Genomic DNA, 13609 nt, shown 5'->3' with positions numbered 1-13609 from the left:
TCAGTCCCCGCGCTGCACTGCGTAGCGCAACTCCACCATGCTTTCGCCCATCTGGCGCACGTTGGTAAGCCTCAACCGGGGATGCAGGATGCGGCGTGGCAGCAGCGGCTTGCCCTGCCCCAGCGTGACCGAGCCCACCTGCACGATGAGCTCGTCCAGCAGGCCCGCGTCATGGAACTGACCCACCAGATCACCACCGCCCACCACCCAGAGGTTCTGGCCACCTGCAGCGGCTTGCATGGCGGCGTGTACGGGGCGCACATCGCCCTGCACAAAGCGGATGTCGCCGCCCTCAATGCGCGGCAGCGTGCGGCTGGTGAACACCCAGGTGGGCTGCGTGTAGGGCCAGGGCGAGCCCACCTCGGCCACCACCTTGTCCGCGTTGCGCAGCATCCATTCGTAGGTGCTCGACCCCATGGCCAGCGCGCCCACCCCGGCAATGAATTCCGGGTAGCTGGACTCCCCCAGCTCGCCCAATGGGAACAACCAGTCCAGCGAATCGTCCTCGGTGGCGATGAAGCCGTCCAGGCTGGTGGCGGTGAAGTAGATGGTGCTCATGTCTGCTTTCCTCCTGTGGGCACGGCGCCTTCGCCGCGGTTTTTGTAGAACCGCAGGATGGCGTCCGCCGAGTCTTCCACCAGCACGCGCCCCCACCAGGCGGAATACCAGTTGAAGTTGGTGCTGATGCGGTAGTTGATGACGATCTCCAGCCGGGTGCCACCGGCTTCAGGTGTCAGCTGGTAGGAGGTGTCCACGAGGTCAAAGTATTTGCCGCCGATCAGCACATGCTCGTCCAGCGCGCCGGCAGGAAATGACTCGGGCTTGAACGCATAGGTCCAGCGGACAAAGCGGTTCTCCTCCCAGGCGGTGATGGGTTCGTCAAAGCGCACCCCCTTGTCCCAGCGCAGCTTGCGCACGCGGCCCTGCCCGCTGGCCTCGGTGATCGCCTCGATGGGATAGGGCACGCCGATCAGGTAGGCCAAGCCCCCCTTCATTTCATCGGGCTGGATGTCGGTCGCATGGTTGATGGTCTGCCAGATCCGCTCTGGCGGGGCGGCGATGTGAACCGAGGCCGTGCTGCGAAACACTTCTTGCGGCAGGGGTGCGTGGACTTCCGCGTAGCCCAGGACCAGCGGCAGCACCAGCAGCGAATTCATGACACCCGGCTTCGGCTTGGTCCAGTGGACCAACAGCCAGCCCAAGGCCCCGCCAAAAGAGGCGCACAACAAAAAGATGGGCAAGGCCATGGCAATACAGATGCTGCCCTCGATGAGCAGGAGTGCGGTGCCGGCGACAAAGGCCACGGTGGGCGCCCAGGGTCCGAACAGCATGAAACTGAGGCCGGGGTCATCATCACGGGCCGCATACACCGTGTACACGCCAATAATGGCCGGCACCAGCAGCACAAACGCCGACAGCATCGGGCCACCGGCATTGGCCGAGCTCCCGTTCAGAAAGGGCAACATGCCAAAGGCCAGCCGCATGACCAGACCGTAGGCGGCGCCCAGGGCAAAGATATGGCGTTTCTTCATGGGGGTTCCGGACCGGGAAAATTCGCCGACTATACCGCTGCAACAAATCGCAACAAACCGAAAACCATGCGCTACAAAAGCGATAGCTGCTCGCGCAATACTTACGGGGGCTAAAGGCATATTTCGTTATATTTCTCCAGCCACCTTGCCTCTGCCGCCCTCACCCCCAACTAAGCCGCCATGAGTTCTTCCGACCGCCCCAAAGCCTCCAGCCCGCAGTCCCTCTCCGGCTTGCTGCCCTTTTTGCATCCCTACCGCTGGCGCATCGGCATGGCGCTGGTGTTTCTGGTGCTGGCAGCGGTCGCTACGCTGGCCTTCCCCGTGGCGCTGCGCAGCCTGATCGACGGCGGACTGGTGCAGGCCGACAAGGGAGCGCAAATGATGGCATTGCGCGAGCACTTTGCGGTCCTGTTTGCCGTGGCCGTGGCACTGGGCGTGTTTTCTGCGGCCCGCTTCTACATGGTGAGCTGGCTGGGCGAGCGTGTCACGGCCGACCTACGCAACGCGGTCTACGGCCATGTGCTCCAGCAAAGCCCCGAGTTTTTTGAGACCACACAGACCGGCGAGGTGCTCTCGCGCCTCTCGGCGGACACGACGCTGGTACAGACCGTGGTCGGCTCCTCGCTCTCCATGGGCCTGCGCAACGCCGTCATGGGCATTGGCGCACTGGCCGTGCTGGTCTGGACCAACCCTTTCGTGATGCTGCAGGTGCTGGCCGGGCTGGTGCTCATCGTGCTGCCCAGCATCTGGTTTGGCCGGCGCGTGCGCAAGCTCTCGCGCGCCAGCCAGGACCGCGTGGCCGACTCCAGCGCCATCGCGGCCGAGGTACTCAACGCCATCCCCGTGGTGCAGAGCTACACCGCCGAAGGGCGCGAAACCGCACGCTTCATCACCTCCACCGACAACGCCTTTGACACCGCCACCAAGCGCAGCCGCATGCGCTCCATGCTGGTTGCCTTCATCATCATCGCCACCAGTGCCGCCCTGCTCTGGGGCCTGTACCAGGGCACCCAGGCCGTGGCCGAGGGCCGCATCACGGCCGGCCACCTGGGGCAGACCGTGGTGTACGTGATCATCCTGGCCAGCGCCTTTGCGGTGTTGGGCGAGGTCTATGGCGACCTGCTGCGTGCCGCTGGTGCCACCGAGCGCCTGATGGAGCTGCTGCACAGCCAGTCGCCCATCACTTCACCCGAAAAACCGGCCCTGGCCCCCATGCCTTCTGCGGGAAGCGCTATTAAATTCGAAGCAATCGACTTTCACTACCCATCCCGCCCGCAGCAAGCGGCGCTGCAGCAGTTCAGCCTGGACGTGCAGCCCGGCCAGACCGTGGCCATCGTCGGCCCCAGCGGCGCGGGCAAGAGCACGGTGTTCCAGTTGCTGCTGCGCTACTACGACCCGCAAGGCGGCAGCATCCAGCTGGATGGCGTGGAGACACGCCAGCAGTCGCTGCAGGCGCTGCGCCAGCGCGTGGGCATCGTTCCGCAAGACGCCGTCATCTTCTCCAGCAGCGCGCTGGAAAACATCCGCTACGGCAAGCCCGACGCGACAGATGCCGAAGTGAAAGCCGCCGCCCAGGCCGCATTTGCCCATGAGTTCATCAGCGCCCTGCCGGAGGGCTACGACACCTTTCTGGGCGAACGCGGCGTGCGCCTCTCGGGCGGGCAGCGCCAGCGCATCGCCATCGCACGCGCCATGCTGAAGAACCCGCCTCTGCTGCTGCTGGACGAGGCCACCAGCGCGCTGGACGCCGAGAGCGAACGCATGGTGCAGGCCGCGCTGGAGAGCGCCATGCGCAACCGCACCACACTGGTCATCGCCCACCGCCTGGCCACGGTGCAGAAGGCCGATCTGATCGTGGTGCTGGACCATGGCCGGCTGGTGGAGCAAGGCACCCATGCCGAGCTGGTGGCCCGCGGCGGCGTCTACGCAGGGCTGGCGGCGCTGCAGTTCAATGCCTGAGCGGCTGTGCCCTAGCACAGCAACAACCCGCCAAAGCATTGAAAAGCGGGGCTTCGCCGCCTAAAATCGTGGCCTACCCCTCGCCGGAGATTCGCATGGACGTCAGCAAAGCCAAGACCCAGCAAGTGCAGCAGGCCCAGGCCCTGCTCAAGCGCAACGACGACACACGCAAGACCGAAGAGCGCGACACCCAGGCCAAGCAGGCAGAAACGCGCAAGACCGAGCAAGCCAAGCCTGTGGTGAACAGCCAGGGCCAGACCACGGGCCGCCTGCTCAACGTCACAGCCTGAGCACCGCCAGCGGAGTTTGCGGCCATGCCTGCCATCACCGCGACCAACTCGAGCACGCCCTCTCTATCCCTGACGCTGAGCAAGGCACGCATCGAGCAGGCCCGGCGCGAGGCCGATTCGGCCGAAGACCGCGCCCAGGACCTGCGTGCCCAGGCGGATGAGGCCGAACGCGACGCGCAGGAGCGCAACGACAAGGCGCGCAAGCTCAACAACACCGCCAGCGACAGCACCTACACCAGCGCCCTGCGCAGCTCCACATCGGCGGTACCGGTGGCGACCCAGACCTTTCTGGAACGCATGTACACGGCCACCAGCGCGAAATTTGCCGCCCAGGGCAACGCACTCAAAGAAGACGCCGCGGCTGCGCCTGTACTCAATGCCCAAGGACAGGCGACCGGACGCATCCTGAACCTCAGCGCCTGATTGCAGGCCAAAACGTCTCTTTATTAATTTTTTGCATAGTTTGCAAATGAAGTGGCCTTGGACAGGCCGTCGCGGCAAGCCTACATTGCGAACCACGACGAGTTACAAGGAGATTTCATGTCGCAAACCCAAGCCAACCCGGCAACTTCCGCAGTGCCCACCCACGCGCTGCCGTCCTACCTCCAGGCCGATCACCTCGGTCCCTGGGGCATATACCTGCAACAGGTGGACCGCGTCACTCCCTACCTGGGCCACCTGGCCCGCTGGGCCGAAACCCTCAAACGCCCCAAGCGCGCGCTGATCGTGGACGTGCCCATCGAACTCGACAACGGCACCATCGCCCACTTTGAAGGCTACCGCGTGCAACACAACACCAGCCGCGGCCCCGGCAAGGGTGGCGTGCGGTTCCACCAGGACGTGACACTGTCCGAAGTGATGGCGTTGTCCGCATGGATGTCCATCAAGAACGCGGCCGTGAACGTGCCCTACGGCGGCGCCAAGGGCGGTATCCGCGTGGACCCCAAGACCCTGTCGCGCGGTGAACTCGAGCGCCTGACTCGCCGCTACACCAGTGAGATCGGCATCATCATCGGACCCTCCAAGGACATTCCAGCCCCCGATGTGAACACCGACGGCCAGATCATGGCCTGGATGATGGACACCTACTCCATGAACGTGGGCTCCACCGCCACCGGCGTGGTCACCGGCAAGCCGGTGGACCTGGGTGGTTCCCTGGGCCGCGTGGAAGCCACAGGCCGCGGTGTGTTTACCGTGGGTGTGGAAGCTGCCAAGCGCACGGGGTTGACCATCGAAGGCGCACGCGTGGCCGTGCAGGGCTTTGGCAATGTGGGCGGCATCGCCGGCAAGCTGTTTGCCGAAGCAGGCGCCAAGGTGGTTGCGGTACAAGACCATACCGGCACTATCTTCAATGGCAAAGGCCTGGACGTGCCGGCGCTGCTGGCGCACGTGAAGATCCGTGGCGGCGTGGGCGGCTTCACTGGCGCCGATACCATGTCCTCCGAAGAGTTCTGGGGCGTGGACTGCGAAATCCTGATCCCCGCCGCACTCGAAGGCCAGATCACCAAGCACAACGCAGGCAAGGTCAAGGCCAAGCTGGTCATCGAAGGCGCCAACGGCCCCACGACGCCCGAGGCCGACGACATCCTCGCCGACAAGGGCGTGCTGGTACTACCCGACGTGATTGCCAACGCCGGCGGCGTGACAGTGAGCTACTTCGAGTGGGTGCAGGATTTCTCCAGCTTCTTCTGGAGCGAAGACGAGATCAACGCCCGTCTGGTGCGCATCATGCAAGATGCCTTTGCCGGCGTCTGGCAGATCGCCCAGGAACACAAGGTGAGCCTGCGCACCGCCACCTTCATCGTGGCCTGCCAGCGCATCCTGCATTCGCGCGAGCTGCGTGGTCTCTACCCCTGATTGCCAAAGCCCCGTGCATGCGGCCCAAGCCTTTTCAAAGGGGCTTGGGCCTTTTTACTGAAGCGGACCTTTAAGCGCGTCGGGCAGCACAAAGGGCACGACCTCAATGCCCTCCTCCGCCAGTTCACGCGCCTGCTCGAGGCTGGCTTGACCGCGAATGCCACGCACATCGGTTTCGCCGTAGTGCATCTTGCGCGCCTCTTCGGCGAACCGGTCGCCCACATCAGTCGTATTCGCGATGAGCTGGCGGCCCACGGCCATCCAGGCAGCGGCCAGCGCGCCGCTCACATCATCCTTGCTGGCCGGTTTTTCGGGAGCGGCGACTGCTTGCGGTTCGCGCGCACCGGACAGGTTGAGGCGCGGCGCGCTGAGTTTCTTGACGACCTGGGGATCGGCGCAGACCGGACACTGCACGAGACCGCGCTCGCATTGCGCGACGAAGTCAGACTCTGAGGCGAACCAGCCCTCAAACGGGTGCTGGTGACTGCACTGCAAATCCAGAACCTTCATGTCGGACTCACAGGGGCAGCGGTGCCTGCCAGTCCAGCAACCAGTTACCCTGCAGCACGTTCTGTACCCAGAGCGCACCGGCCAGGGTCTTGGCGTCAGTCACACGGCCTTGCTGGCACCATTGCAACAACTCCTGGGGTGTGGCGCTGAGCACGTCAAGGAACTCGCCTTCGTCGAGCTTGCGTGTACCGGGTTGCAAATCGCGCGCAAACCAGATGTCGATAAATTCGGTGGAGTAAGCAATCACCGGGTGCATAACACCCGCATGGGCCCATTGCCCGGCGGTGTAACCGGTTTCTTCGAGCAACTCGCGCTGCGCGCAGCGTTGCAGGTCCTCGCCATCGTCACGTTTGCCGGCCGGAAACTCCAGCATCACCTGGCCTATGGGGTAGCGGTACTGACGCTCCAACACCAGGCGGATGTTCCCTGCACCGTCATCCAGCAACGGAATCACCATGACGGCGCCGGGGTGGCGCACGTATTCGCGTACCGCCTGCTTGCCATTGGGCAGCACCACCCGGTCGCGGAAGGCGTGCAGAAAATGGCCTTTGAGAATTTCTTCGCTGGACGCCTGGCGTTCCACGAGGTGCGCGTCGTCGTGCATGCTCAGGCGCGCTTCAGCAGGTAACGATAAACAAAGCCCGGGAAGGCAAAGGTAAGGAAGAGCGCAGCCGTGATGGCATAGAACTCCCAGCCTTGGGGACTAATCTGGCCGGCGCGGTGTTCCAGCGCCAGGCCGATGAGGCCAGCCAACAAGTAGCCAATGATGAGTTCGAGCAGGCGCAGCGCAATCGACTTGCGTTGCGCCAACGCGAAGGCACAGAACAGGCGCTCAGTGAAAAAAGGCAAATTGGCCAGCAGTAGGGCCATGCCTACCACCAGATACACCGCAACGCTATTGCTCATACCCGTAGCGGGCCCTCTGGCCGCTTAACTGCCCAGCATCTGGCGCACGGAGTTCGCACACACGGCCATCAAGCCACTGGGGAACACGCCAAGTACAAGCACCAAGGCACCGTTTGCGCAGAGTACAGCGCGCACATCAGCTGGCGCATTGACGGTGGTCGCCGTAATGGGTTCGTCAAAGTACATGACCTTGATGACGCGCAGATAGTAGAAGGCACCCACCAAAGACATCAGCACCGAGAACACGGCCAGCGCCAGATACAGGCTCTCGCCCGAGGCGATCAGGGCCTGCAGCACCGACAGCTTGGCGTAGAAGCCAATCATGGGCGGAATGCCGGCAAGCGAGAACAGACAGACGGCCATGACAGCGGCATACAGCGGGCTGCGTTGGTTCAGGCCGGCAAAGTCGGCAATCTCTTCACTCTCGAAGCCTTCACGCGACAGCAACAGGATGACACCGAAAGTGGCAAGCGTGGTCAGCACATAGCTCACCACATAGAACATGGCCGAACTGTATGCATTGGCGCCCAGAGCAGTATTGCCATTGACCACACCAGAGAGCAGACCCAGCAGCACAAACCCCATTTGTGCGATCGTGGAGAAAGCCAGCATGCGCTTGATATTGGTTTGTGCAATGGCGGCCAGGTTGCCCACCAGCAGCGAACCGACGGAGAGCACCATGAGCATCTGCTGCCAATCGCCAGCCAGAGGCAGCATGCCCTCCACCAACAGGCGCATGACTATGGCAAACGCCGCCAGCTTGGGTGCGCCACCGATCATCAGGGTGGCAGCCGTGGGGGCGCCGTGATAAACGTCGGGAATCCACATGTGGAAGGGCACGACACCAAGCTTGAAAGCCAGACCGGCAACCAGGAAGACCAAGCCAAACACCAGCACCATATGGCGGATCTGGCCGGAGGCGATGGCCTTGAACACTTCATTCACATCGAGTGAGCCGGTCGCGCCATACAGCATGGACATGCCATAGAGCAGAAAGCCCGAGGCCATGGCACCCAGCACAAAGTACTTCATGGCGGCTTCGGTAGCGGCCACGTTGTCGCGGCGCAAGGCCACCAGCGCGTAGCTGGAGAGTGTCAGCAGTTCCAAGCCCATGTAGATGACCAGGAAGTTGTTGCCCGAGATCATCACAAACATGCCCAGCAGCGCAAAGATGCTCAGCGTGAACAGTTCGCCACCGCGCAGCATGTCGCGCTGGGCCGCATAGGGGCGGCCATACACCAGGGTCACCATGACAGCCAGCGTGGCAAAGCACTTGAGCCAGTTGCCCATGGAGTCGCTGATGACCATATTGCCAAATGCGTACTGCGTCGCACCCGTACTGGCGTAGCAAGCCTGCAGCAGCGCCACCGCACCCAAGGTCAACAGAGTCAGAGCATGCGTCACACCGCGCAGCGGGGATTTCACTCGCAGATCGATCAGGGCGATGGCGCAGGCCATGACCAATAGGACGATCTCGGGCAGGACTGTGATCAAACTGAGTTTGTCTATCATCGTTCGTCTCGCAATTCAGTTGATCAGTTCAGCTTGGACACGGCCACGTGCTTGAGCAGCTCAGCCACGGACACGTCCATCACGTCGGTAAAGGGCTTGGGGTGCAAGCCCATGTAGAGCACGGCCAGCGCCAGCAGCGCCAGCATGAGGAACTCGCGTGCATTGATGTCTTCCAGCGATTTCACATCGTCGTTGGTGACGGGGCCCAGGTAGACGCGCTTGAACATCCACAGCGTGTAAGCCGCACCAAAGATCAGCGCGCTGGCGGCGGCAAAGCCGATCCAGAAGTTGAACTTCACGGCACCCAGGATGACCATCCACTCGCCCACGAAACCGGCTGTGCCCGGCAGGCCGCAATTGGCCATGGCGAACAAAAGCGCAAAAGCCGCGAACTTGGGCATGGTGTTGACCACACCGCCGTAGCTGGCGATCTCACGCGAATGCACGCGGTCATACAGCACACCAATGGAGAGGAACATGGCGCCCGACACAAAGCCGTGCGCAATCATCTGCACCAGCGCGCCGGAGACGCCCAGATCGTTGAAGATGAAGAAGCCCAGGGTGACAAAGCCCATGTGTGCGACCGAGGAGTAGGCCACCAGCTTTTTCATGTCCTGCTGCACCATGGCAACCAGACCCACATAGACCACGGCGATCAGCGACAGCGCGATCATGAAGGCACCCCATTCATGCGCGGCATCGGGGGCGATGGGCATGGAGAAGCGCAGGAAGCCATAGGCACCGAGCTTGAGCATGATGGCGGCCAGCACGGCGGAACCGCCGGTGGGAGCTTCCACGTGCACATCGGGCAACCAGGTGTGGACCGGCCACATCGGAACCTTGACGGCAAAGGCCGCGAAAAAGGCGAAGAACAGCAGGGTCTGCGCAGTGCTGCCCAGGGGCAGTGCGTGCCAGGTGGCGATGTCGAAGCTGCCACCGGACTTGGTGTAGAGGTAAATCAGCGCCACCAGCATCAGCAGCGAGCCGAGCAAGGTGTAGAGGAAGAACTTGAATGCCGCATAGATCTTGTTCGGGCCGCCCCAGATCCCGATGATGAGGTACATCGGGATCAGCGTCGCTTCGAAGAAGACGTAAAACAACAGACCATCGAGCGCGCAGAACACGCCGATCATGAGGCCACTCAGGATCAGGAAGGCGCCCATGTACTGGTTGACGCGCTGGGTGATGACTTCCCAGGCGGCGATCACCACGATGACCGTGATGAAGGCGGTCAGCAGCACGAACCAGAAGGAGATGCCGTCCACACCAAGGTGGTAGTTCACGTTGAAGCGGCTGATCCAGCCGGCCTTCTCAACGAACTGCATGGCAGCCGTGCCGGTGTCGAACTGGCCGTACAGCGGCAACGTCACCAGGAAACTGACGACGGCGCCAACCAGGGCAATCCAGCGCACGACCTTGGCGTGCTCGTCACGGCCCAGCGCCAACAGCACGGAGCCGAAGGCGATGGGAGTCCAGATAGCGAGGCTCAACAAACCCATTTTATTTTTCTCCTACTTGAGCCAAACGAAGTACGTCATCAGCACGAACACGCCGAGGATCATGACCAGCGCATAGTGATAGAGGTAGCCGGACTGGCCCTTGCGGACGAAGTCGGAGACCTTACCCACCAGCTTCCAGGAACCATTGACCAAGGTACCATCGATCACAGCTTGGTCACCGCCCTTCCAAAGGCCGGTACCCAAGGCACGCGCGCCGCGCGCTAGGATGTTCTCGTTGATCCAGTCGAGGTAGTACTTGTTTTCCAGCAATGTGTAGATGGGCATCACATTGCGCTTGATGGTCGCAGGCACGGCCGGGAACACTATGTACATCAGATAGGCTGTAACCACCCCAGCCAGGGCCAACCAGAATGGTGCCGTGGAGAAGGCATGCAGCGCCATGGCAGCCGGACCGTGGAAGGCTTGCGCCATTTCCTCCATCGCGGGGTGCTTCTCGAGGTTGATGTGGATCACGCCCTTGAAGAAGTCGCCATACAACATAGGGCCGATGCCTAGGTAGCCAATCACCACGGAAGGGATGGCCAGCAGCACCAGGGGCACGGTCACCACCCAAGGCGACTCGTGCGGGTGGTGGTCATGGTGGCCATGATCGCCATGATCGCCATGATCATCATGGTGGTGGTCGTCATGGTGTGCGTCGGGGTTCTGGTCAAAGCGCTCTTTGCCGTGGAACACCAGGAAGTACATGCGGAAGGAGTAAAAGGCCGTGACAAACACGCCTGCGAGTACCGCAAAGTTGGCAAAACCGGCGGCCGGCAGATGGCTTTCGTGCACGGCTTCGATGATGCTGTCCTTGGAGTAGAAGCCTGCGAACAGCGGTGTACCGATCAGCGCCAGCGAACCCAGCAGCGAGGTGATCCAGGTGATAGGCATGTACTTGCGCAAGCCGCCCATCCATCGGATGTCCTGATTATGGTGCACGCCCATGATGACCGAGCCTGCGCCGAGGAACAGCAGGGCCTTGAAGAAGGCGTGGGTCATGAGGTGGAACACCGCCACCGAGTAGGCGGAGGCCCCCAGGGCCACGGTCATGTAACCGAGCTGGGACAGCGTGGAATAAGCCACCACGCGCTTGATGTCGTTCTGGATGATGCCCAGAAAACCCATGAACAGCGCCGTGATGGAACCCACCACGAGGATGAAGTTGAGCGCCGCATCGCTGAGTTCGAACAGGGGCGACATGCGCGCTACCATGAAGATGCCGGCCGTCACCATGGTGGCAGCGTGGATCAGCGCAGAGATCGGGGTCGGGCCTTCCATGGAGTCGGGCAGCCAGACGTGTAGCGGGAACTGCGCGGACTTGCCCATGGCACCAATGAACAGGCAAATGCAAATAACGGTGATCAGCATCCAGTCGGTACCGGGGAAGCCCAGCTGCGACAGCTCACTCGACTTGGCGAAGATTTCGCTGTAGTTGAGTGTGCCCGCATAGGCCAGGATCAGGCCAATGCCCAGGATGAAGCCGAAGTCACCGACACGGTTGACCAGGAAGGCCTTCATGTTGGCGAAAATGGCCGTAGGCTTGTTGAACCAGAAGCCGATCAGCAGGTAGGACACCAGACCCACTGCTTCCCAGCCGAAGAACAGCTGCAGCAGGTTGTTGCTCATGACCAGCATGAGCATGGAGAAGGTGAACAGGGAAATGTAGGCAAAGAAGCGGTTGTAGCCTTCGTCTTCTTCCATATAGCCCACGGTGTAGAGGTGGACCATCAATGAGACAAACGTGACTACGCACATCATCATGGCGGTCAGGCTATCGACGAGGAAGCCCACTTCCATCTTGAGGCCGCCCACCACCATCCAGGTGTAGATGGTCTCGTTGAAGCGCGCACCGTCCACAGCGACGGAGTACAGCGTCATGGCCGAAAGCACAAAGGCGATGAACACGCCCAGGATCGTCAGCGTATGGCTGAGTTTGCGGCCAATCCAGTTGCCGCCAAAGCGGGTACCGAAGATACCGGCCAGCGCGGAGCCAGCCAAGGGAGCCAACGGAACCGCCAGCAGCGTGCATGCAGAAAGGGTCTGGGACATAGTTAACCCTTGAGCGTGTTGAGTTCGTCGACGCTGATGCTGGACTTGTTGCGGAACAAGAGCACCAGGATGGCGAGGCCGATGGCGGCTTCGGCGGCGGCCACGGTCATGATGAAGAGCACGAAGATCTGGCCGTGCAGGTCACCGAGGTAGTGGGCAAAGGCCACGAAGTTGGTGTTCACGGCCAGCAGCATGAGCTCCAGCGCCATCAGCAGCACGATGAGGTTGCGGCGATTCAGGAAGATGCCCACCACCGACAGCGCAAACAGCATGGCGCCCAGCGACAGGTAATGGCCTAAGGTCAAAGTCATTGTTTTTTCTCCGCGTCAGCGTCTGCAACGGGGGCCGGCGCCACTTGGCTCGCAGCCATCTTCACCACGGTCATGCGGTCACGCGACTTCACGCGCACCTGGTCGGCCGGGTCCACATACTTGCTGTCCTTGCGAGCGCGCAGCGTCAGCGCAATCGCCGCAATCATGGCCACCAGCAGGATGGCGGCGGCCACTTCCAGCGGGAACAGGTACTGGGTGAACAGCGCCACACCGATTTCCTTGGTGTTGGAAGTGCCGGCTGCGGGCAGCAGCGAGGGGTCTTCCACGACGCGGAAGCCGCCCATCAGCACAGCCGCCATTTCCAGCGCAATCACCACGCCCACCAGGGCCGCAAGCGGGAAATGCTTCCAGAACCCGATGCGCAGGTTCTCCACATTGATGTCCATCATCATCACCACGAAGAGGAACAGCACCATCACCGCCCCCACGTAGACCATCACCAGGGCGATGGAGAGGAATTCGGCCTTGAGCAGCATCCAGATCAGCGCGGCCTGGAAAAAGGTCAGCACCAGGTACAGGGCTGCATGCACAGGATTGCGTGCGGTAATGACCTTGAACGCCGCGATGAGCAGCACCGCGGAAAAGGCGTAAAACAGGCCAGTCGTAACACTCATGATTGAAATACTTTCTGGTCAGCGGTACTTGGCATCGGCCTGCTTGTTGGCAGCGATCTCGGTCTCATAGCGGTCGCCCACGGCCAACAGCATCTCCTTGGTGAAATACAGGTCACCGCGCTTTTCGCCGTGGTATTCCAGGATGTGGGTTTCGACGATGGAGTCCACCGGGCAGCTTTCCTCGCAGAAGCCGCAGAAGATGCACTTGGTCAGGTCGATGTCGTAGCGCGTGGTGCGGCGCGAGCCGTCGTCCCGCACATCGGATTCGATGGTGATGGCCATGGCGGGGCACACGGCCTCGCAGAGCTTGCAGGCGATGCAGCGCTCTTCGCCGTTCTCATAGCGACGCAGTGCGTGCAGGCCGCGGAAGCGCGGCGACAGCGGCGTCTTCTCCTCGGGGAACTGCACAGTCACCTTGCGGCGGAACAGGTAGCGACCGGTCAGGGCCAGGCCCTTGAACAGCTCCAACAGAAGGAAGCTGTAGAGGAAGTCCTTGAGGGAGAAAGCGGAAGGCACACGGGCCACGGAGTTGGAGGACATGAGTGC

Annotated in this window: 15 protein-coding genes; 4 read left to right on the top strand and 11 right to left on the bottom strand. The window is 62.0% G+C overall.

The genetic code is table 11. From position 1 onward, the window contains the following. On the bottom strand, positions 1-558 hold the full coding sequence (locus AC1RNN_RS14635; protein WP_493089922.1) for a dihydrofolate reductase family protein: 558 nt from the start codon (positions 556-558) through the stop codon (positions 1-3). Then, positions 555-1532: an SRPBCC family protein gene (locus tag AC1RNN_RS14630; RefSeq protein WP_493089923.1), complete on the bottom strand. Its 978-nt coding sequence runs from the start codon at positions 1530-1532 to the stop codon at positions 555-557. Before AC1RNN_RS14630 ends, AC1RNN_RS14635 begins: the two co-directional genes overlap by 4 nt. A gap of 180 nt (positions 1533-1712) precedes the next feature. Here AC1RNN_RS14630 and AC1RNN_RS14625 point away from each other — a divergent pair, with 180 nt between their 5' ends. The 4 genes from AC1RNN_RS14625 to AC1RNN_RS14610 all read left to right on the top strand — a co-directional run bounded on the left by AC1RNN_RS14625 (position 1713) and on the right by AC1RNN_RS14610 (position 5638). After that, positions 1713-3491, top strand: a complete 1779-nt coding sequence (locus AC1RNN_RS14625; protein ID WP_493089924.1) for an ABC transporter transmembrane domain-containing protein — start codon at positions 1713-1715, stop codon at positions 3489-3491. A 95-nt stretch (positions 3492-3586) separates the two neighbouring features. Continuing rightward, positions 3587-3781, top strand: coding sequence for a hypothetical protein (locus AC1RNN_RS14620; protein ID WP_493089925.1), 195 nt, complete (start codon positions 3587-3589; stop codon positions 3779-3781). A 24-nt stretch (positions 3782-3805) separates the two neighbouring features. Further along, entirely contained in the window at positions 3806-4204 is a 399-nt protein-coding gene (locus AC1RNN_RS14615; RefSeq protein ID WP_493089926.1) for a hypothetical protein, read from the top strand. Positions 4205-4321: 117 nt separating this feature from the next. Continuing rightward, positions 4322-5638 carry a Glu/Leu/Phe/Val family dehydrogenase gene (locus AC1RNN_RS14610; protein ID WP_493089927.1) on the top strand — a complete coding sequence of 439 codons (1317 nt, stop codon included), beginning with the start codon at positions 4322-4324 and terminating at the stop codon, positions 5636-5638. Between the two features lie 54 nt (positions 5639-5692). Here the strand turns inward: AC1RNN_RS14610 and AC1RNN_RS14605 are convergent, their stop codons facing one another. Genes AC1RNN_RS14605 through nuoI form a run of 9 tightly spaced genes read right to left on the bottom strand, consistent with a single transcriptional unit; the run spans position 5693 to position 13603 of the window. After that, entirely contained in the window at positions 5693-6148 is a 456-nt protein-coding gene (locus AC1RNN_RS14605) for a DUF1178 family protein (protein ID WP_493089928.1), read from the bottom strand. A gap of 7 nt (positions 6149-6155) precedes the next feature. Next, positions 6156-6752 carry an NUDIX domain-containing protein gene (locus AC1RNN_RS14600; RefSeq protein WP_493089929.1) on the bottom strand — a complete coding sequence of 199 codons (597 nt, stop codon included), beginning with the start codon at positions 6750-6752 and terminating at the stop codon, positions 6156-6158. A 2-nt stretch (positions 6753-6754) separates the two neighbouring features. Further along, on the bottom strand, positions 6755-7054 hold the full coding sequence (locus AC1RNN_RS14595) for a DUF2818 family protein (protein ID WP_493089930.1): 300 nt from the start codon (positions 7052-7054) through the stop codon (positions 6755-6757). A gap of 24 nt (positions 7055-7078) precedes the next feature. Next, entirely contained in the window at positions 7079-8566 is a 1488-nt protein-coding gene (gene nuoN, locus AC1RNN_RS14590; RefSeq protein ID WP_493089931.1) for an NADH-quinone oxidoreductase subunit NuoN, read from the bottom strand. A 23-nt stretch (positions 8567-8589) separates the two neighbouring features. Beyond that, positions 8590-10065, bottom strand: coding sequence for an NADH-quinone oxidoreductase subunit M (locus AC1RNN_RS14585; RefSeq protein ID WP_493089932.1), 1476 nt, complete (start codon positions 10063-10065; stop codon positions 8590-8592). Between the two features lie 12 nt (positions 10066-10077). After that, entirely contained in the window at positions 10078-12117 is a 2040-nt protein-coding gene (nuoL, locus tag AC1RNN_RS14580; RefSeq protein WP_493089933.1) for an NADH-quinone oxidoreductase subunit L, read from the bottom strand. A gap of 2 nt (positions 12118-12119) precedes the next feature. Further along, positions 12120-12428 carry an NADH-quinone oxidoreductase subunit NuoK gene (gene nuoK / locus AC1RNN_RS14575; protein ID WP_493089934.1) on the bottom strand — a complete coding sequence of 103 codons (309 nt, stop codon included), beginning with the start codon at positions 12426-12428 and terminating at the stop codon, positions 12120-12122. Continuing rightward, positions 12425-13063, bottom strand: a complete 639-nt coding sequence (locus AC1RNN_RS14570; protein WP_493089935.1) for an NADH-quinone oxidoreductase subunit J — start codon at positions 13061-13063, stop codon at positions 12425-12427. Before AC1RNN_RS14570 ends, nuoK begins: the two co-directional genes overlap by 4 nt. A gap of 18 nt (positions 13064-13081) precedes the next feature. Further along, positions 13082-13603, bottom strand: coding sequence for an NADH-quinone oxidoreductase subunit NuoI (gene nuoI / locus AC1RNN_RS14565; RefSeq protein ID WP_493089936.1), 522 nt, complete (start codon positions 13601-13603; stop codon positions 13082-13084). Positions 13604-13609 lie beyond the last annotated feature (6 nt).

The sequence above is a fragment of the Rhodoferax sp. GW822-FHT02D07 genome, from assembly GCF_058802405.1.
Note: the sequence above shows the minus strand (reverse complement) of the source record. Positions and strands in the feature narration are given on the sequence as shown.